19 protein-coding genes are annotated in these 20482 nt (G+C 37.2%); 5 read left to right on the plus strand and 14 right to left on the minus strand.

All coding sequences use genetic code 11. The features are described 5' to 3' along the window. The 4 genes from J8L85_RS10775 to J8L85_RS10790 are packed head-to-tail and all read right to left on the minus strand — an operon-like array spanning position 1 to position 3987. Positions 1-1368, minus strand: coding sequence for an exonuclease domain-containing protein (locus tag J8L85_RS10775; RefSeq protein WP_211017130.1), 1368 nt, complete (start codon positions 1366-1368; stop codon positions 1-3). Positions 1369-1413: 45 nt separating this feature from the next. Next, entirely contained in the window at positions 1414-2073 is a 660-nt protein-coding gene (locus J8L85_RS10780; RefSeq protein WP_211017132.1) for a YggS family pyridoxal phosphate-dependent enzyme, read from the minus strand. 1 nt (position 2074) lies between these two features. Further along, positions 2075-2965 (minus strand): 3-hydroxybutyryl-CoA dehydrogenase, encoded by an 891-nt coding sequence (locus tag J8L85_RS10785; RefSeq protein WP_211017134.1) that lies wholly within the window; start codon positions 2963-2965, stop codon positions 2075-2077. Between the two features lie 38 nt (positions 2966-3003). After that, on the minus strand, positions 3004-3987 hold the full coding sequence (locus tag J8L85_RS10790; protein WP_211017136.1) for a Gfo/Idh/MocA family oxidoreductase: 984 nt from the start codon (positions 3985-3987) through the stop codon (positions 3004-3006). Between the two features lie 136 nt (positions 3988-4123). Here J8L85_RS10790 and J8L85_RS10795 point away from each other — a divergent pair, with 136 nt between their 5' ends. Then, positions 4124-4765: a protein-L-isoaspartate(D-aspartate) O-methyltransferase gene (locus J8L85_RS10795; protein ID WP_211017138.1), complete on the plus strand. Its 642-nt coding sequence runs from the start codon at positions 4124-4126 to the stop codon at positions 4763-4765. 6 nt (positions 4766-4771) lie between these two features. Here the strand turns inward: J8L85_RS10795 and smpB are convergent, their stop codons facing one another. Then, complete coding sequence (gene smpB, locus J8L85_RS10800; RefSeq protein WP_211017140.1) at positions 4772-5233, minus strand: SsrA-binding protein SmpB; 462 nt, start codon at positions 5231-5233, stop codon at positions 4772-4774. A 117-nt stretch (positions 5234-5350) separates the two neighbouring features. Here smpB and J8L85_RS10805 point away from each other — a divergent pair, with 117 nt between their 5' ends. Beyond that, entirely contained in the window at positions 5351-6100 is a 750-nt protein-coding gene (locus J8L85_RS10805; protein WP_211017142.1) for a DUF6503 family protein, read from the plus strand. Here the strand turns inward: J8L85_RS10805 and J8L85_RS10810 are convergent. Next, a complete protein-coding gene (locus tag J8L85_RS10810) occupies positions 6078-6620 on the minus strand; it encodes a phosphoglycerate mutase family protein (protein WP_211017144.1) in 543 nt (180 codons plus the stop codon). The two genes, J8L85_RS10805 and J8L85_RS10810, sit on opposite strands and share 23 nt — an antisense overlap. An 86-nt stretch (positions 6621-6706) precedes the next feature. Here J8L85_RS10810 and J8L85_RS10815 point away from each other — a divergent pair, with 86 nt between their 5' ends. Continuing rightward, positions 6707-8344 carry a type IX secretion system membrane protein PorP/SprF gene (locus J8L85_RS10815; RefSeq protein ID WP_211017146.1) on the plus strand — a complete coding sequence of 546 codons (1638 nt, stop codon included), beginning with the start codon at positions 6707-6709 and terminating at the stop codon, positions 8342-8344. A gap of 71 nt (positions 8345-8415) precedes the next feature. Here the strand turns inward: J8L85_RS10815 and J8L85_RS10820 are convergent, their stop codons facing one another. Beyond that, a complete protein-coding gene (locus J8L85_RS10820; protein WP_211017148.1) occupies positions 8416-9006 on the minus strand; it encodes a TetR/AcrR family transcriptional regulator in 591 nt (196 codons plus the stop codon). A gap of 112 nt (positions 9007-9118) precedes the next feature. Then, positions 9119-11719: an ATP-dependent chaperone ClpB gene (clpB, locus tag J8L85_RS10825; protein ID WP_211017150.1), complete on the minus strand. Its 2601-nt coding sequence runs from the start codon at positions 11717-11719 to the stop codon at positions 9119-9121. A 158-nt stretch (positions 11720-11877) separates the two neighbouring features. On the opposite strand from clpB, the gene ytxJ reads away from it, so the two are divergent. Both ytxJ and glyA read left to right on the plus strand, forming a co-directional pair. Continuing rightward, entirely contained in the window at positions 11878-12276 is a 399-nt protein-coding gene (ytxJ, locus tag J8L85_RS10830) for a bacillithiol system redox-active protein YtxJ (RefSeq protein WP_211017153.1), read from the plus strand. Between the two features lie 181 nt (positions 12277-12457). After that, on the plus strand, positions 12458-13747 hold the full coding sequence (gene glyA / locus J8L85_RS10835) for a serine hydroxymethyltransferase (protein WP_211017155.1): 1290 nt from the start codon (positions 12458-12460) through the stop codon (positions 13745-13747). A gap of 64 nt (positions 13748-13811) precedes the next feature. Here glyA and J8L85_RS10840 read toward each other — a convergent pair whose 3' ends face one another. The 6 genes from J8L85_RS10840 to J8L85_RS10865 form a co-directional block, all read right to left on the minus strand. Beyond that, entirely contained in the window at positions 13812-14480 is a 669-nt protein-coding gene (locus J8L85_RS10840) for a hypothetical protein (RefSeq protein WP_211017157.1), read from the minus strand. Positions 14481-14614: 134 nt separating this feature from the next. Next, positions 14615-15283, minus strand: a complete 669-nt coding sequence (locus J8L85_RS10845; protein ID WP_211017159.1) for a response regulator transcription factor — start codon at positions 15281-15283, stop codon at positions 14615-14617. Between the two features lie 24 nt (positions 15284-15307). Continuing rightward, positions 15308-17386: a tetratricopeptide repeat-containing sensor histidine kinase gene (locus J8L85_RS10850; protein WP_211017161.1), complete on the minus strand. Its 2079-nt coding sequence runs from the start codon at positions 17384-17386 to the stop codon at positions 15308-15310. Between the two features lie 103 nt (positions 17387-17489). Beyond that, entirely contained in the window at positions 17490-17921 is a 432-nt protein-coding gene (locus J8L85_RS10855) for a hypothetical protein (protein ID WP_211017163.1), read from the minus strand. Between the two features lie 138 nt (positions 17922-18059). Beyond that, positions 18060-18791 (minus strand): LytTR family DNA-binding domain-containing protein, encoded by a 732-nt coding sequence (locus J8L85_RS10860; protein WP_211017165.1) that lies wholly within the window; start codon positions 18789-18791, stop codon positions 18060-18062. 136 nt (positions 18792-18927) lie between these two features. Next, positions 18928-20472, minus strand: coding sequence for a hypothetical protein (locus J8L85_RS10865; protein WP_348771752.1), 1545 nt, complete (start codon positions 20470-20472; stop codon positions 18928-18930). Positions 20473-20482 lie beyond the last annotated feature (10 nt).

Below are 20482 nucleotides of genomic sequence, written 5' to 3' on the forward strand. Positions count from 1 at the left end.
TTAAATATTGAGTGGAACCGTTTTCAATACCCTTTTTTTTCTTAGAAAGGACTCTATAATAAAATTGGCATTTAGGGTTCCGTTCATTGGGGTAATCAACGTTTCTAATATATGAATATTATTTATTTGATGGTTAAGGTCGTAGTGGCCAATTCCGACCAATGATCCTTTTTTGATTAGAATGGCGCTGTTTTCCCCCAATTCGCGTCCTTTGTCCACCAAAAGCACATTTTTATTTTTAAGGCTGTATTTGTTCAGGGCTTCCATGACCCGTACGTTGTACTCTTCGGGAGCTTCTTTCTCTATACAGGCCCCGTTGCACTTGCTTTCCTCGTAATTGGCGCAATTTTTTCTTGCTTCGCTAACTCCGTTTACTTTATCACATAGGGTAAATTCCCTTGAAATTTTATGCAAGTGGTTTTTGGCGCTGAACTCACCATTGAACAAACCCCATTTATCATCGCATTTGGATATGGGGGCAACCCTTAGTTCTAAATACCCCGACTCGTTCTTTTTTAGGCAAAGAGTATGTGAAAACATTCTCTTTCGGGGAATCGTATTATATTTTGGTCTGTTTTTTAAAAGTTCTTGGTGTTCTTTTAAAAGGGCTATAAGTTCGCTTCCCGTTTTTTCAAAAGTAACCTTTTTAGTGTCTTTGACCAGTTTTCTGGATCGTTCCCCTGTTTTAGTAAATAATTGGTTAACACGCTTTTTGATGTCGGTACTCTTGCTCAAGTAAATAATGTTACCATCTTTTCCGTGCATATAAAAAACACCGGTTTCATTTGGCATACTTTGCACAATGTCCAATTGTTTTTCAGATAACTCACCGTGCGACTCTTTTCTAATAACATCTTGCAGGATCGTTTTTTCTGAATCTTTCGCAAGAAGCAGTTTAAAAAGCTTTACGGTGGCCAAGGCGTCACCGTTTGCCCTGTGCCGATCGCTGACCGGAATACCCAATGACCGGACCAGTTTACCTAAACTATAAGATTCTGCCTCTGGAAGTAGAACTTTGGACAGGTCTACCGTACAAATTGTTTTGCGCTCATAATTGTACCCCAAACGCCTAAACTCCGTTCTTAAAATACGGTAATCAAACTGGGCATTGTGGGCGACCAGCACCGTGTCTTGTGTTATTTCCACAATACGTTTGGCCACTTCATGAAATTTGGGGGCGGTCCTTAGCATTTTGTTATTGATACCGGTAAGGTTTACTACAAAAGGCTGAATTTCTTTCTCGGGATTTATAAGACTTATAAAAGAATCGACTATTTCATGTCCATCAAATTTATGTATCGCAATCTCTGTGATTCCCTCTTCGTTGAATTTTCCTCCCGTGGTCTCAATATCAAGTATGGCGTACATTTGATTTTCTTCTTTTTGTAATCTTTGTTCCCTTGGGTACCTGTTTTAACTATAGTTTCGAGCACCAAAGATACTACTTCCTATACGGACCATAGTGCTACCTTCTTCAATGGCAATTTTATAATCTCCACTCATACCCATAGATAAAACTTCCATATTTGGTAAATCTTGTTTAAGTCTATCAAATAAGTTTTTCAACGATCTAAACTCTCTGCTAATTTGTTTTTCGTCATCTGTAAAAGTTGCCATTCCCATTAAACCTTCAATTTTTACATTTTCCAGTTGAAGAAAATCAGGATCTTTTGTCAATGCAGTAAGTTCGGTTTCGTCAAATCCGAATTTGGTATCTTCTTCTGCTATATGAACCTGTAGCAGACAGGGGATTTGGCGATCGTGTTTTTTTGCCTGCTTATTAATTTCCTTTAACAGTTTTAAACTGTCCACACCATGGATCAAGGAGACAAACTCGGCCATGTACTTTACTTTGTTTCTTTGAACATGCCCGATCATATGCCAGTGTATGTCTTTGGGCATCTTTTCCCATTTCTGGGTCATTTCCTGTATTTTGTTCTCACCGAATATTCTTTGTCCGGCGTCGTAGGCTTCTTGTATATCGGAAATGGGTTTGGTTTTTGAAACAGCTACCAAGGTTACATGATCCGGCAATTCTTGTTTGATCTGAAGAAGTTTTTTTGCTATCGACATGTTATTTTGAAAATTGTTGAGAAACGGTTTCCGCTTTTTTGTTATTGGAGTAATCGTAAAAGCCTTCTCCCGATTTAACGCCTAGTTTACCTGCCATTACCATATTTGCTAAAAGGGGCGAAGCTGCATATTTTGGATTTTTAAAACCTTCGTGCATCACGTTTAATATAGAAAGGCATACATCTAGGCCAATAAAATCAGCTAACTGTAATGGTCCCATGGGGTGCGCCATGCCGAGTCTCATGACCGTATCTATTTCTTTAACTCCGGCAACACCATGGTGAAGGGTTTCTATGGCTTCGTTGATCATGGGCATTAAAATTCTATTGGCTACAAAACCTGGGTAATCGTTTACCTCTGTAGGTATTTTGCCCAATTTGGCCGACAGTTCCATAATTTTTGAGGTGGTCTCGTCAGAAGTGCTATACCCTCTGATTACCTCTACTAGTTTCATTATGGGTACCGGGTTCATAAAATGCATTCCAATAACCTTTGAAGGTCTGTTTGTTACAGCCGCTATTTGTGTAATTGAAATAGATGATGTGTTGGTGGCAAGAATGGTTTCAGGCTTACAAAAAGAATCTAGCTCTTTAAAAATGCTCAATTTCAATTCAACATTTTCGGTAGCCGCCTCTATGGCCAGATCAACATTGGAAACACCTTCTTTTAAAATGGTAAAAGTGGAGATGTTGGCCAAAGCATTGGTTTTGTCCATTTCATTTATTTTTTCCTTGGCGATCATTCTATCCAAGTTCTTTGAAATGGTGGCAAGACCCTTTTCCAATGCTTCTTGTGAAATATCTATTAAGTTTACCTTAAAACCTTTTTGGGCAAAAACGTGGGCAATGCCATTACCCATGGTTCCTGAGCCTATTATAGCAATGTTCTTCATTTTATTAAAAATAATATATACTTATAGTGATATGTAAATTACACTTGTTGAATCTTTTTATCCTCAAAAGAGTCAATGATCTGCAGGGCAACCTTTAGGGCCTGCGTGCCTTGTTTCAAAGAAACAATGGGGGTGGAATTTGTTGTTATTGCTTTCGCAAAAGACTCTAGTTCGTCTAAAATGGCGTTGTTTTCCTTGATGTCGGGGTTTTCGAAATAGATTTGTTTTTTTACTCCCTCCGCATTTTGTAAGATCATATCAAAATCTCCGGGTTGCTCGGGTGCATCTTTCATTTTTACCACTTCCGCCTTTTTCTCTAGAAAATCGACCGATATATAGGCATCTTTTTGAAAGAATCTTGATTTTCGCATGTTCTTTAAAGAGATTCTGCTGGCCGTTAAGTTGGCCACACAACCATTTTCAAATTCCAATCTGGCATTGGCGATATCTGGAGATTGACTAAGCACAGAAACGCCACTTGCATTGATCTGTTTCACTTCAGAATTTACCACACTCAGTATGGCATCTATATCATGTATCATTAAATCCAATACCACAGGAACATCTGTACCTCTAGGGTTAAATTCCGCTAAACGGTGTGCCTCTATGAACATAGGTTGGTTAATCGCGTTTTTCACGGCAGAAAAAGCAGGGTTAAACCGCTCTACATGTCCTACTTGACCTTTTATATTGAATTTTTTTTCAAGATCAAGTAGTTCTTGAGCTTCTTCTAAGGTATTGGTAATCGGTTTTTCTATAAAAATATGCTTCCCCTGTTCTATAGATTTTTTGGCACATTCGTAATGTGAAAGGGTAGGGGTAACGATATCTATGACATCTACAGCTTCTATTAAGCTGTTCATGTTGTCAAAATAACGATATCCGAATTCGGCCTCGACCTTTTTGCCATTAATGATATCCGCATCATAAAAGCCTATTAAATCATATTTTTCAGATTGATTCAATAAACGTAAATGTATTTTTCCTAAATGTCCGGCACCTAAAACGCCAACTTTGAGCATAATTATCTTTTTATCAAAAATAAGCATACTTTATAAGTTTACCCGAATTGTAAATTCCAATTTTATGATTAAGTTTTTTTGAAGTTTCTTTCATTTAAGGAACTTTCATAACTTTGGGAACCAAACCAAATTAACATTGAAAGATACCTTTAAACATAAGGGAATGCGCAATCAGTTAGCGGAAGTACTGATTGAGAAGGGGATAAAGGACCCAAAAGTTTTGGATGCCATTAGAGATGTGCCCAGACACTTGTTCATGGACAGTAGTTTTGAGGGGCATGCATATCAAGACAAGGCATTTCCTATAGCTGCGGATCAAACTATATCTCAACCCTATACCGTTGCTTTTCAAACAGAGTTATTACAGTTGCAACCAAACCATACCGTTTTGGAAATTGGAACCGGAAGCGGGTATCAAACAGCGGTACTTCTAAAGTGTAGGGCGAGGGTATATACTATTGAACGACAATTAGAGCTGTTTAAGAAAACAAATCTGTTTTTTAAGAAAATGGGATACAGGCCTAAAAAGGTCATTTTTGGAGATGGTTATAAAGGTCTGCCCGAAGATGCCCCGTTTGATCGTATAATTGTCACGGCCGGAGCACCTGAGGTGCCCAAGGCGCTACTTGCCCAACTAAAGGTAGGAGGTAGGCTCGTGATACCTGTAGGCTTTGAAGATCAAATAATGACATTATTTGTTAGGACTTCGGAAAAAGAGTTTCAAAAGACAGAATATGGTTCATTTAGGTTTGTTCCCTTATTGGAAGACAAAAACTAAAGAACATTAATTATTAAAACTCTTTTTAATACGGTCAAGGTTTCTCTTGTTGTCCCTGTCTTTTATAGTTTCTCGCTTATCGTACAGTTTTTTACCCTTTGCCAAGGCTATTTGTAGTTTTGCCAAACCACGGTCATTTATAAACAAGGTGAGTGGAACTATGGTGAGACCAGAGGTCTTAACTTCTTTTTGAAGTTTTTTAAGTTCTCTTTTGTTCAGTAATAGTTTTCGCTCCGCCTTTGGCTTGTGATTAAAATGATAAGCATGGGAGTATTCGTCTATTTGCATGTTTATAACGAAAAGTTCTCCATTTTCGTTAAACTCGCAAAAACTTTCGGAAATAGAAGCCTTTCCGTATCTAATGGATTTTATTTCGGTGCCTGCCAAGACAATACCCGCCGTGTATTTGTCCAACAGCTCGTATTCAAAACGGGCTCTTTTGTTTTTTATGTTGATATTCTTCTGCATCACGTACAAAAATAAGGACAATAAAAGAATACCTTCAAAATTTTAAACGAATTAAAGCACTTATTTTTGTAATGAAGGATAAATATTTACGAATAAAGCTAAATAAAACTTGATGTAATGAATAAACTTCTTTTGTTTTTTGTGTTAGTCTCGTTCGTAGGATGTAAAAATGTAGTAAAAACGCCTACGGCCCAAGAAATTGTAGATAAAAGTATAGCTGTTAGTGGAGGGGAGAACTATGTAAAAAGTAATATTTCTTTTGACTTTAGGGATATTCACTATACTTCTGAAGTAGTAGGGGGGAAGAAGATATTAAAACGTAAAATAATTAATGATTCAGCTACTATTATAGATACCAAATACCCGAACAAATTTGAACGATTGGTAAATGGAAATCTTGAGACATTGTCCGACAGTATGGCCAATGTATATGCCAATTCTGTCAACTCGGTACATTATTTTGCTATGTTGCCTTACGGGTTAAATGACAAAGCGGTGAATAAAAAATACTTGGAGACCGTAAAAATAGATACAGCAAGTTATTATAAAATAGAGGTAACTTTCAGTAAAGAAGGTGGGGGCGACGATTTTGACGATGTATACCTGTATTGGTTCAATACAAAAACCTTTGAACCCGACTACCTTTCGTATGAATTTCACACCAATGGTGGTGGGCAACGTTTTAGGGCTGCCTATAACAAAAGAACCGTTGATGGAATTCGGTTTGTAGATTATAAAAACTACAAACCGATACAGAAAAACGGTTCTATATACGCTATAGACAGTTTATATGTAAATAATGGATTAGAGTTATTATCAGAGATTAAACTTGAAAACGTACAGGTTAATCAGGGCAATTACAATTAAAGATAAGTTTACTGGATGTAGCCGTATTACCTACTAATTGTACTATAAACAAGGTGCCGTTTTCGCTGTCGTCTATATACGGATATTTGTCTTCACCTATTAACTGATTCACAAAATCAGGAATAGTATTGCTATGCCCTACGACCAATACATTTTTGTTTAGGTTGTCTTTTTTAAACTGTTCAATATCAATATCCCTAGGTTCGTAATATTGTACATCTATATTTTTTTTCACCGAAGTTGGGGCAGCAGTCATTGAAGTTCTGTTGTAATCGGTAGAATATATGGCGTCTAAATCTACTTCATTCAAGATCTCGGCCCAGTGCATCGCTCTTCCCAATCCTTGTTGGTTTAATTCTGGATCGGCGTCATCTGGGTATGTTCTGTCTTTTTCTGCATGGCGGATCAAATAGAATGTGGTTACATCAGGGTTTTCGTTAATGGTCTGGTCAGGCTTTTCCTCTTTACAAGAAAGAAAAATGGCTAGTAAACAAATAGAAAGAATCTTTATTGTTTTCATTCGGTTTAAAATATTATTACTATAATAGTAAAACTTAATTTAGGATAAAATAGTACGTTAGTAGTCTATTTTTTGTTTTTTTGCATATGAGAAAAATTTGTGGGGCACTTCTTATTTGTTTTGTAGTTGTTGGTTTAAGGGCTCAAGAACCCGAATTACCCAGTGACTATAGGCAACAGAATATAACGGAGTACAATTCCAGTCTGTTGAATCCTGCCTATGCACTGGATAAAAACAATCCTTCCTCTATTGCGTTTTGGTCCAGATGGCAATGGCAATCCATTGATTTAGACCCTTCTACATTGTTTTTAAACTATTCTTTTAAGATTAATGATGAGTCTGCCGCCGGAGTCGGTTTTTTTCAGCATAACACGGGCTTGTTCCTAAATACCGGTGGAGCTCTAAACTATGCTTATAATATAGAGTTGAACGAAAAAGTGTCTGTAGGTCTGGGGATTAATGTTTTTGGGTATATGCAAGAACTGTCCGATAAACGCTTTTTTACACCAAATCCTATTCAGACAGAATTAACGAACGATTTTGTGTTGCAAGTGGCCCCTGGTATAAATGTTAAGATAGACAGGTTTAGCATCGGACTATCATCCGAGAACCTGTTCGATTATAATTTTACTACTAAAGAAAGAAGCACTAGTTCTGAGGGTAGGGTTTTCTTTACCCTTGCCAGTTATGACATACCTATGTCGGTCTTGGCTTCTGATCCAAACTCGTTCTTGCGCCCTTCGGTATATTTTAAATCGGTGCCTGGATATGATTCCCAATTTGGGGTTTCAACCTTGTTATCCACCAACAAGTTTTGGGCACAACTGGGGTATAACAGTTATTACGGTATTTCCGGTGGTGCCGGCGGAAGGTTTTTTAAGCGTCTTTCAATAGGGGCATTGGTTGAATTTGGCACTAGTACCGATTTAAAAGGGACCGATCCTTCATTTGAATTGGTTACTTCATATAAGTTGGGCAGATTAGGGGCTCCAGAAGAAAAACTACAAGAAGAATTGATAGCGGAGGAAGAAAAGAAGGACGTTGTTGAAAACGAACTTACCAGAATGGAAAAAGTAGCCTTAAGAGAGAAAGAAAAAGAGCAGGAAAGATTGGCTAAAATTAATCAGAAACGGGCAAAAGATTCAATTAGAAAGGCAAATAGACAGGCTGAATTGGCCTTAAAGGAGTCAAAAATAGAAGCTGAACGAAAAAAAGATTCACTTAAAAAGGCACAAGAAGCTGCTGCTTTGGCAAAAGCCGAAACACTGGATAGGCAAAAGAAATTAGATTCTATTAATAAGGCAAAAGAGGCGTCACTGGCCCTTGAACTTCAGAAAAAACAAGATTCCATTGTCAATGCTGAAAAAGCCATGGCCGAAGCCGCTACTAAAAAAGAAGAGCTGGAACGTTTGGCGCGTAAAAAGGAAGTGGTAACACCACAGGCGGGTGAAAAGTATGAAGAAGTGACCAAGCAAGGATCTTTAGAACCCGGTTACTATTTAATAGCCAATGTTTTTGGAACCAAACGTTATTTTGATGCCTTTATGGCCGACCTTAAGAAGAAGGGGCTGAACCCGCAATCTTTTTATAGGGAAACGAATAAATACAATTATGTGTACTTAGGCAGGTACGACTCTATAAATGAGGCAAGAAAAGCAAGGGATTCTAAACTTGGAGGAAAGTATACCGAGAAACTATGGATTTTTAGGGTAGTGGGCGAGTAGTTGCCATAGTTGCTGTAATGGTGTTCAGCACTTTTATATCTTATGAAAGATTATTTGGTTTTTACTTGAATTTATAGTTCTCTTTTGACTAAAATTTCCAAGTAGGTAATGGTATTCAACAAATATTTACGGTCTAAGGTAATGGTAGACATGGCAATGGCCCCTTGAATCATCGTAAATAGTTGTTTTGCAAATTGCAAAGGGGTTACGGGGAGTTTTAGCTCGCCATTATTAAGGCCATTCTCCAATACTAGGGCAATTTTACCTTCAATTTCTTTTATGGTTTCCTTTACTGCTGCAGCAAGGAGCTTGTTGTTGTGCTGGGCATCTACACCTACATTTAAAATAGGGCAACCTCCCATTTTAAGCGTAAAAGCATCATATTTTTTATAAAACTCGGTGAGATTAGACAATTTATCCAATGCAGATCCTGGGGCATTCAGTTCTTCGTCCAATGCTTTTAATAAAATATTTCTGTTGTACTCAAAAGCGGAAAGCGCCAAAGCCTCCTTGTTTTCAAAATTACCATATATAGCGCCTTTGGTGAGTCCTGTAGCTTCGGTAAGATCGCTCATGCTTGTGCCAATATAGCCATGTTTGTTAAATAAAGGTGCGACCGTTTCAATGATATAGGCGGTAGTTCTTTCGGCTTTTGTAGACATGTTGGATGCTTTTGTGCGAAGATAAAAAATCTATACTGTTTGGTATATATAGGTAACAAAAAAAAAGCATCCTGAATTTTTTATTCAGGACGCTTTCATTATCAACATTATTTTAGACCACTAGGTCGTTTTGGTTTCTAAATACCAGTTCGTTATTAAAAGCATCTAAAAGTATAATACTATCTGCTTTTATTTTTCCGCTTAGAAGTTCTTTAGACATATTGTTTAGTACTTCTTTTTGAATGGTTCGCTTAACGGGTCTGGCACCAAATTGTGGTTCGTAACCCCGTTCTGCCAAATAATCTATGGCTTCGTCTGTAGCGTCTAGGGTTATATTTTGCTTGTTCAGCATCTTTTTGAGTCCTTCTAACTGAAGTTTCACTATTTCCCTAATATTTTCCATGTTCAAAGGAGTGAACATAATTATATCGTCTATACGGTTTAGGAATTCTGGACGAATCGTTTTGTTCAGAAGTCCTAGTACTTCTACACGGGCCGCTTCCGCTGCACTATGTAGGTCTGTTGCGTTTTCAAACTTTTCTTGAATAATATGGCTTCCCATATTACTGGTCATGATGATAATCGTGTTTTTGAAGTCTGCGACCCTTCCCTTGTTATCGGTCAATCTTCCCTCATCCAAGACTTGTAGTAAGATATTAAAGGTATCTGGATGCGCTTTTTCGATTTCATCGAGTAAAACAACGGAGTAGGGGCGCCTTCTGACCGCTTCGGTCAACTGGCCACCTTCATCATACCCAACATATCCTGGAGGTGCACCTACCAATCTACTAACAGAGTGTCGTTCTTGGTACTCGCTCATATCTATTCTGGTCATGGCGTTCTCGTCATCGAACAGGTATGCGGCCAAGGTTTTTGCCAGCTCGGTCTTACCAACTCCGGTCGTACCTAGAAACAAGAAAGATCCAATTGGTTTTTTCATGTCCTGTAGGCCGGCCCTACTTCTTCTTATCGCATCAGAAACTGCTTGTATTGCTTCATCTTGGCCAACGACTCTTTTATGCAATACATTCTCTAGGTTAAGTAATTTTTCACGTTCGCTCTGTAGCATCTTTGTTACAGGGATACCTGTCCATTTTGCTACCACTTCGGCAATATCTTCACTGGTTACTTCCTCTTTGATCAAGGTGCCGGCTTTCTGTTGTTCGGCCAGCTCTTGTTGTAATTTGGAGAGCTTTTCTTGTGCCTCTTTTATTTTACCGTACCTTATTTCGGCAACCTTGCCATAATCCCCGTTACGTTCGGCTCGCTCGGCTTCAATTTTATAGTTTTCGATATCCAATTTTGTTTTTTGAATATTGTCCACTACCGATTTTTCAGATTCCCATTTGGCAAAAATTTCATTACGCTCTTCTTTTACGTTGGCCAATTCTAAATTTAGAGCCTTAAGTTTCGATTGGTCGTTCTCTCTCTTAATGGCCTCTATTTCAATCTCTAGCTGCATAATCTTTCTGTCCAATACGTCCAATTCTTCGGGTTTGGAGTTGATTTCCATTCTTAATTTAGAGGCAGCTTCATCCATAAGGTCTATTGCCTTATCGGGCAAAAACCTATTGGTAATATATCTCTGGGAGAGTTCTACCGCAGCAATAACGGCTTCATCCTTGATACGTACCTTGTGGTGGGCTTCATATTTTTCTTTGATACCTCTTAAGATAGAGATAGCGCTCTCAGTATCAGGTTGGTCCACGATAACTTTTTGAAACCTACGTTCCAATGCCTTGTCCTTTTCGAAATATTTCTGGTACTCATCTAAGGTAGTGGCACCAATGGCTCTTAACTCTCCTCTGGCAAGGGCTGGTTTCAGAATGTTTGCGGCATCCATGGCGCCTTGTCCGCCACCAGCACCTACAAGTGTGTGTATCTCATCGATAAACAAGATTATGTTTCCGTCAGCACTGGTAACCTCTTTGATTACTGCTTTTAAGCGTTCCTCAAACTCCCCTTTGTATTTTGCACCGGCTATCAAGGCGCCCATATCTAGAGAGTAAATGGTTTTATCTTTGAGGTTTTCGGGAATATCACCTTGCACTATTCTGTGGGCAAGACCTTCGGCTATGGCAGTTTTACCAACACCGGGTTCACCTACCAACATAGGGTTGTTCTTGGTTCTACGAGATAATATCTGAAGTACCCTTCTAATCTCTTCGTCCCTACCTATAACAGGGTCTAGTTTGCCACTGTCTGCCAATTCATTCAGGTTTTTGGCATATTTGTTCAGTGAGTTATAGGTTTCTTCCGCACTTTGTGATGTTACATTAGAGCCTTTTCTTAATTCGGTAATAGCCGCTGTTAAGTTTTTCTCTGTTACTCCTTGGTCTTTTAATATTTGCGAGATTTTACTTTTTGATTTGAATATGGCCAGTAGCAAGTGTTCTATTGAAACATATTCATCTCCCATTTTTTTGGCAATAATACTAGATTCGTTTACCGTTTTGCCCGCTTCTCTTGACAGCATGATATCTCCCCCTTGTACTTTGGGAAAAGATTCCAATTCCTTTTCAAGAATTTGGGTGATCAGGTTAATATTGATCCCTAATTTTTTAATTATAAATGGAACAACGTTTTCTTCGACTTCTGTAATTGCTTTGAAAATATGTTCGTTTTCGATTTGCTGATGCCCTAAAGATTGGGCGATCACTTGCGCCTGTTGGATGGCTTCTTGTGATTTTATGGTGAAATTGTTAAAGTTCATATATTTTAGTTTTAAATTGAATGTTACTTTTGCAGTGAAAAAGACAACAATCCTACCAATTGAACATAACAGACAAAATGTCGCTTAAGAGCCATATTTTAAAAGACAAAATGGCAGTTGTTGAGTTTTTTTATAACGTAGCTTAAAGTTAGTAAAGAATGGGATTATTTAAGGGGTTATTTGGTAAAGAAAACAATGAAAACAAGTGTAGTGGTAACGAAGTGCCTTGGATACCTCTTGTTTCTATAGCTCAATTGAGTGAAATAGAGGCCAATTCCTCTGATCGTCCCCAAGTTATTTTTAAACACTCTACTACATGTGGGGTAAGTAGAATGGTTTTGAACATATTTAAATCGTCCTATAGCCTGCAACCTTCTCAAATGGACTTATATTTTTTGGATTTACATGCGAACAGGGATGTGTCCAATGCAGTTGCCGAGAAATTTGATGTAGTGCACCAATCTCCACAACTTTTGATAATCAAGAACGGGACGGTTGAGCGTCATGCCTCTCATGGCGCGATCTCTGAAATAAATTTAGAAGATTATTTATCCTAGTTGTTAAGGAATCTGGTGAAAAGTACTTTTTGTCTACTTCTGAAAGCATAAAGGGACTTTGGTGGCTATCGATTATTAGTTATTAACTATCGTTTGATAAAATATTTTGTTGAATATTAGTTTTATCGGTTTTATACTGGTTGCTATTTGTATTTTTGCCGGAGATTTTAATTTTTATAAAATGCAAAGGGATACTCGAATTTTTGATTTAATAGAAGCAGAAAAGCAACGTCAGATAAACGGTATAGAATTAATTGCCTCGGAGAATTTTACAAGTCCTCAGGTGATGGAAGCCGCTGGTTCTGTATTGACCAATAAATATGCGGAAGGGTATCCGGGTAAAAGATATTATGGAGGCTGCGAAGTAGTTGATGAAGTAGAACAATTGGCGATAGATAGGGCTAAAGAATTGTTTGGTGCCGCCTATGCAAATGTACAGCCACACTCTGGCTCACAGGCTAATGCCGCCGTTTACCACGCATGTTTAAAACCTGGGGATACCATTTTAGGTTTTGATCTGTCTCATGGGGGACACCTTACCCATGGTTCTCCGGTCAATTTTTCGGGAAGATTGTACAATCCCGTTTTTTATGGTGTAGACGAAGCTACGGGAACTCTTAATTATGATAAAATTCAGGAAATAGCCACCAAAGAGCGTCCTAAACTAATAATTGCCGGGGCATCGGCATACTCAAGAGATATCGATTTTAAAAAATTCAGGGAAATAGCCGATAGTGTAGATGCGCTGTTGTTGGCTGATATATCGCATCCGGCCGGTTTAATAGCTAAAGGACTTCTTAGTGATCCAATTCCACATTGCCATATTGTTACCACCACCACGCACAAAACATTAAGAGGGCCGAGAGGAGGTCTGATTTTAATGGGTGAAGATTTTGATAATCCGTTCGGAATCAAACTTAAAAATGGTAAACTTAGAAAAATGTCCGCTCTTTTGGACCTTGCTGTTTTTCCTGGTAACCAAGGTGGGCCATTAGAACATATTATTGCAGCTAAAGCTGTAGCGTTCGGTGAAGCCTTAACCGATGAGTTTGGCGAATATATGAAACAGGTTAAGAAAAATGCGGATGCAATGGCAAAGGCATTTGTCTCTAGGGATTATCATATAATTTCAGGAGGTACGGATAATCATATGATGTTGATTGACCTAAGGAATAAAGGTATTACCGGAAAAGATGCTGAAAAGGCATTGGTATTGGCAGACATAACCGCTAATAAGAATATGGTTCCTTTTGATGATAAATCTCCTTTTGTAACATCAGGTATTAGATTTGGTACTGCTGCTATTACTACGCGAGGTTTGTTAGAAGATGATATGGAAACCGTAGTTGATTTAATAGATCAAGTAATCACCAATCCTGAAAACGAACAGGTTATTGCAAAAGTAAAAGAAGAGGTGAACAAGATGATGGGTTCTAGGCCCATTTTTAATGCTACAATTACTCAAGCTTAAAAATAAGGGGAAGAGGCTCGCCTTTCATTATAAATTTGTTTTTGTGTGTTGGGGGGATTGTTGATTAATCGTCCAACACACAAAAGTCTAATTTTGCAGGGATGAATTTGTTGTTTTGAACATCAAATATAAGACCATCTAAATCTGACTCTAGGTAAATACCCCAATATTTATAATAGGTAGTCTGTGTTGTTTCAGATTGAAGATTTTGTGGTATCGTAGAAGAGGCAATAGTTTGAATATTGTCTTCAAATACAGGAATGAATATTTCTTCGGGCTTTTCTGTAAGCCCCATTGACAATGAAACATAACGTTTTCCAATTTCACTAATTATAGTGTCAAAGTTCTCGATGATACTATTGGTGTAAACTTTTTTGATGGTTATAGTAGTATCATTTAAGAATAAGGTCAATTCTTGAATATCTATAGGTATTCTATTCGAATTGGAATTTACCAGATTGGTAAAACTTTTTTTTAAGGGGGAAACATCTATATCGTTTGATCCCCATAGCCCTTTGTTGAAGTGGCCTAAAATTTCCAATAGATTAAAAGAGCACTGCATTTCCAATGCGATGGCTATTTCATCTTCCCTTGGGCTCCAGTTTCTTAATGTCACTTTTGAAAAGAAACTAAGCTCCAATGACTTAATAAATTCTTCTATACCTAAAATTCCAGAATTGGTGTTCAGTTTGGTAATCTGAATTTGCGAATAACTGTGTGAGGGTAAAGGCATTAATTCAATCTTTTTATTTAAAGATAGCCTTAAAGTGTATTCGTTGGACTTAGGAAAACCTTAGAATTTCGGAGGATATTATAATATTTTTTCTATTGGAAAAATAAAATATTGATTTTTAGATATTTAAAAAATCATAAAAAACCTCTTTTTTTTGCTTCTTGAATTAAAGCGAGGTCATTTCCGTTTTTTACACCAAAGATCGCTTTTAATTGTCTTTTTCTGGCTTCGACCGTCGTATTTGCGGCGGCGATCAACGGAGCTATGTCTCTAGTATTGGTTCCTAATGATAGGTAGTATAATATTTTTTGGTCTTGCTCATCAATATTAATGGTACTGGCCATTCTTCTTCTAACGGCACTAAGGGCACTTGCCGTGTAGTATGGAGGTCTATTATAGACCGTTTCAACCATCGCTTTCAACGACATTTCGTCAATTTCGGATTTCACCATGTATCCATCTGGGTTTACGGTCTTGAAAATATTGTTTATTCTATAACTATCGCTGAAAGACGACATAAAAACAACTTTGGAATCTGGCACTAATTCTCTTGCCAATTTTCCGAGATCAACTCCGGTTCTTGGGTCTTTTGCTTCCGCAGGAAATAATTGAATGTCCAATAAAATAATATCGAAAGGAAGTGTTTTTGAAGAGAACTCTATTTTTTCCTTCCCTTTATCGTAACTCTTGGCAATTTCTACTTTAACGTTAAAATTCTCGAAATCAGCATCTTCTAGGATGTATTTGTATCCTAAAGTAGTCATCTCATGATCATCTATTGCCAAAATCCTCACCGTTTTCATTCTATCATTATTTAAGGTTATTAATTAAACGTCCTGAAGTTGGTTCTTAGTATTGCTTTCCGTATAAAATAACGGAATTTCTAAAGTGACCTTGGTTCCTTTGTTCGGTGCGGTATCTATAAACCACTTTCCGTTTAGTTTTTCGATTCTAGAACTTAAGTTTCTCATTCCAATGCCCTTGCGTTCTTTATCGAGGATAAAACCTTTTCCATCATCACCCATTTCAACTGAAAATAACTCTTCGGACCGTTCGAAGTTAACAAAGAAATTAGAACAACCCGAATGTTTAATGGCATTTTGTAATGTTTCTTGGATCATTCTATAGACATTGATCTTTATTTCTCCTTTTAAACTATCAAAATCTTCATCCTCGTCGTAATTAAAGGTCGTGTTTATTTCGGTGTTCTCCTTGGCGGAATTAAGAAGCGATTCTATAGAGTTTACAAAGTTGTTTATCTTTTGATATGCCGAATGGCTTAGTTCGTGAGAAATAGCTCTTACCTCTCCTTCTATTGTTTTAAGGGCCTTAATGGCTTCGGCCCGAGCCTCTATAGCCTCTGGGCCCGTTTTTTTGTTAAGGCCGGTAAGTACCATTCTTGCCCCTAGCATTTTACCTAAAATACCGTCGTGTAATTCTTCTGAAATACGTTTTTGTTCCATTCTCTTTACATCGTCTACCTTTTGCTTCTGGGTAAGCATTAGGTTAAAGATTTCTTGGTTATTTGCGTGCTGTTGTTGTAGAAAAAGTAATTTTTGATTTTTTGCTCGTTGTTGTATGATAACGTACACGGCTAACCCCAATAAGAAAAAGCCAATGGCGATACCTGTCCACATTTGTTTTTGTCGGGCCAGAATTGTTTTTTGTTCTTCCAGTAGTTCGTTTTCTGCGATAAATTCGTCCGTTTCAAAACGGATACGTGCAAATTTATTTCTGGCCTGCCTTTCTTCTTTCTGTAGACTATCGTCTAAGGATATGTACTTTTGAAAATATTTAGAAGCGTTTTTATGGTCTACATTGGCCAAAAAGTCATAAGTGTCCAACAACCGCTCGTTGTTAGAGCTTTCGTTTGCCAGCTTCAGGGCGGTTTTTGCATTGACTATTGCTTTTGCGGTATCCTCTTTATAAAGGTAGTATTCGGCTAAAGTGTAATACGAACCTGCTAAACTTCTGGTTTCGTTTAGGCTGTCTTTTAGGTAAATAGATTCTTGAATGGTTTGATAGACGCCAATAGTATCATCTAATTTAAGTCTACTTAAAGCCAGATTCAGTAAAATTTTTGAGTATAAGCCAGGGTTTTTGTTTTTTAAATCATTCGTTTCTATGGTTTGCTTAAAATATTTGCTGGCTTCCGAATAGTTTCCCATATCCAAATAGGCAATCGCTTTATTGTTCAGATAGCTTGTGGTATATATTTCAGGGTTTTCTGTTTTTTGTAAATAGCTAAATGCTTCATCATAATATTTTAAAGCTCTGCCGTATTCTCCAATAGCTACGGATATAATGGCCAAATTGTTGTAGCATCGATAAAGTTCTTTGTTTTTGTTTAAAGGCTTTAACCTTTCAATAGCGGCTATGGTAGATGCCTCGCTTCCGATATAATCTCTTATGTCCGATTGTTCCACGGCCATGTTAAAGAACATTCTGCCAGAATAATAATAATTACCTTTGGCTTCGTAGATTTTCTGGGCCTCTGAAAAACTGTAATAGGCACTATCCTTTACCAAGTTTTCACGGTAATAAGTACCTCTGTCCCAATGAGCCTCCGCTAAAATAGTAGAGTCTTTGGTTTTTGCGGCAAGTTGAATGGTTTCTTTGTTTATTTCTTTGAATAATTTTTTGTTGTTCGTGTCAAAACTGTAATAAGATAGTTTAGAAAGTAATCGCAATTTTAAACTATCCTCTTCCAAGTTTTTAAGAAGTCCATGAGCTTGTGAAAGTGCCTTTATTCTGCTTTCGTGCGAAATAGACTTGCTGTTGCTGACAACAATTAAACTGTCTACTTCAGTCCTGATCTTATTGGACAATGTAGAATTCTGATGGGTCTGTCCTTGACCGAAATGGAAAAATATAATTACAAGTACGGTAAAAAATAATTTAGGCAATGTATGGTATTTTAATTCGATTTTGTAATTCAATACCTACAAGATAAGAAAATGCCCCGAACTTAAAAGTGCAGGGCATTTAAATTGTCATATATGTTAGTGTTTAGACAATTCCAACTTTTGGAGGGTCTCTTCTATCAGATGGGTTGTCACATTGATCGCAGGCCAATGTGGAGTTTTCATTTTTCATGAATTTGAACTCATCGGCAACATTCTCATTTATATTCATTGCGATTCCGCCAAGTTTTGGAGGGTCTCTTCTATCAGATGGGTTGTCGCATTGGTCGCAGGCCAATGTGGAGTTTTCATTTTTCATGAATTTGAACTCGTCGGCCGCATTGTCACTTATGTTCATTGCGATTCCGCCAAGTTTTGGAGGGTCTCTTCTATCAGATGGGTTATCGCATTGATCACAGGCCAATTTAGTGTTTACATTTTTTATGAATTTGAACTCATCGGCAGTATTTTGAACAACATAAGTTGTTAAACCTAATGCCATTAATGCTACAGCTAAAATACTTGTCAATTTTTTCATTTTAAATAGTTTTTAGTTAGGGAACTGATTATTATACTGCCAAAGTAATAAGCTTAAGCAAGGGATAAAATGAAACTAAAGCACACTTAGTGAATGGTTTAAATCTGTGAGTATTTGACCGAGTTTTACGAGAATTCGTTAATTCAATGAAGAAATGCTGTTTTTGGAGAGTGTTTGTTTAAGTTGGTTTACTCTTTCTTTGTAGGATTTTGAAAAGGGTAGCTTTTTGTCAACTTTTTTTAATGAGCAGATAGATTTTCCGAAATTGATCCTAGAAACGTAATTTGTGTTAACGATGTAGCTTTGATGTATTCTCACGAAATTCTTTGGAAGCTGTTTTTCGAAAGTTTTTAATGTTTTATATGCATTGGCTACAGAACCGTCTTTCATAAAAAACTCTGTGGTATTGTTATCTGCCTGTAGGTAAAGTATGTCTTCCGTGTTTAGGTAATGAAAATCGTTATAGGATTTTAAGCAAATAGTTTGCGGTTCTTTTTCTTTTGGAAATTTTCTTTTGAGCTTTAAAAGCGATTTTCTAACATCAAATTCATTAAATGGTTGTAACCAATAATCGAAAAAACCATTTTTAATGGCATCATAGGCGTGGTTTTTTGTCTTAGAAATACCTATGATCAGTGGTAGGTCTGTAATATATTGGTGTAATTCTATTACTTTCTGAAACAGAAGTTGTGCATTGTGGTCTAAATTAACAAAAACAATATCTGGAGAGAATTTGAGTATAAGGTTGAGGCCATCATCAGGTGTTTCAGAAATACCTGAACAATTAAAATCCCCATATTCGGCCAAAAAAGTGCTCAATTGCAAATTTGACACGGCATCGGGGTCGATGATGGTGTATGAATATTCCAAGTTAAATAGTGTTCTATGGCAATTTACTAATAGACGGCTTACGATATAACTAGGAAAACCTTATAAAAACCGAGGTTTTTGTATTATTCTTTATAAGATACTATTTTTTGAAAGAAAATACTTGCATATTTAAAGGTTATTGACTACTAATGTTTTCCATTGCTTGGTAAGCACCAAGATCTGGTCTAAGGGTTCTGTCCGTTTTAAGAATATCTTCGGGGACCTCTTGGGCGAAATCTGGATTTCCTAGATTTACTACATCAGAATCCAATGCTATTCTAAAGTCATTATATAAAGGGGAGAAAAAAGCTGTTTTTCCATTCAATAGAACATCAATGTAGAAATTTTCATTGTCAAAATCATATAATGGGTTGTTCGGAATCGGGTTTCCGATATCATTGAATTTTATGAAACAGCTCTCAAAACTAAAATTAAATAGGTTCGCCCCATTGGTGTTCAAAGAGATTTCCTTTGACCCATTACCGTCTATAATACAATTTTTAAAGCGCGCGCTTACTAGGTCGTTACCCGATTCTGTATTGGAAAAATTATCGATGCGTAGTGCGGCCGAAGTTCTATATCCTCCGTTCCAATAGTTGGCTATAGAGGTATGTGTAAAATTATAGCTTCCGCCAAGATTGCAGTATAAAGAAGATTTTCCCGCCCCTCCCAACACTGTGTTTTGACCGGTGATATTAGCGGATTTTGCCCAGATGTTGTAATTAGAACTATTATATATCTGTGTGTTTTTAATATCCAAAGAGTTCTCTGATAACTGATCGTTGCCTTCTACATATATTCCAATATTCGCATTTTTTATAGTTAAATGGTCTATGGTGTTGTTTGTGCTACCACTTTCTATCCAAATGCCCCCCCATTGTCCAGGAATATTAGAAAACTCCGGTTCTAAGCGATCACCTTCAAAAATCACCTCTCCCTCAAGTAATTCTTGGTCGTTGCTAAATTCTCCATTTATGGATAAAGAGGCTCCGTTCTTTATTAATATGCCCGAATTTTTGTGAAAATGCACCCTTGCCCCAGCATCGACAATGAGTTTTTTGTTGTTGGGCACAAGGGCGTAACCATAGATAACATAAGGTTTTTCGTTGGTGAAGATAAGTTGGTCATCATTAAGCTCAAATCCTTCTGCGGTTATCTCTTCGCCATCATCGTTATAAGTTAAAACAATAGTTTCTTTATTGCCGTTAGATGTAGTTTTTGGAAAAATAAAAATAGCGTCTTTCACCAATGTAACTAGTTCTACTTGCTGAAGGTTGTTCCCAGAGTCAAACTGTATGGCATCGGTATAAAGTAATGTGTTCTCTATGGAAGGTGCAAGGTCTACCGTAGTTTCAATAAAAATAAAGAGACTATCTTGGGCGTATAATGGTATATTTTGAAAGGTTTTGCCGGCAACACCATCTACGTTTATTCTGTAGTAACTATCGGTGCCGTTTCTTAACTGAATGGAAGGGATGATTACATCGTCTCTAGTATTATTATATACTTTAAGTGTATAGGTACTACTGCCAATAGTGCTAAAAACGGTATCAAGAAAAACCGTATCCTTTGAAAAGCTGAGATGACCGTCGCTAGGTGCATATTCAAAATCTTTCCTACATGAACTGGCCCAAATAATAAAAAGGGCAATTATAAAGAACATGGAAAGCTTTATGCGCACAATTTGGATT

Origin of the sequence: Maribacter sp. MMG018 (genome assembly GCF_018100785.1) — a bacterium.
Lineage (GTDB): Bacteria > Bacteroidota > Bacteroidia > Flavobacteriales > Flavobacteriaceae > Maribacter.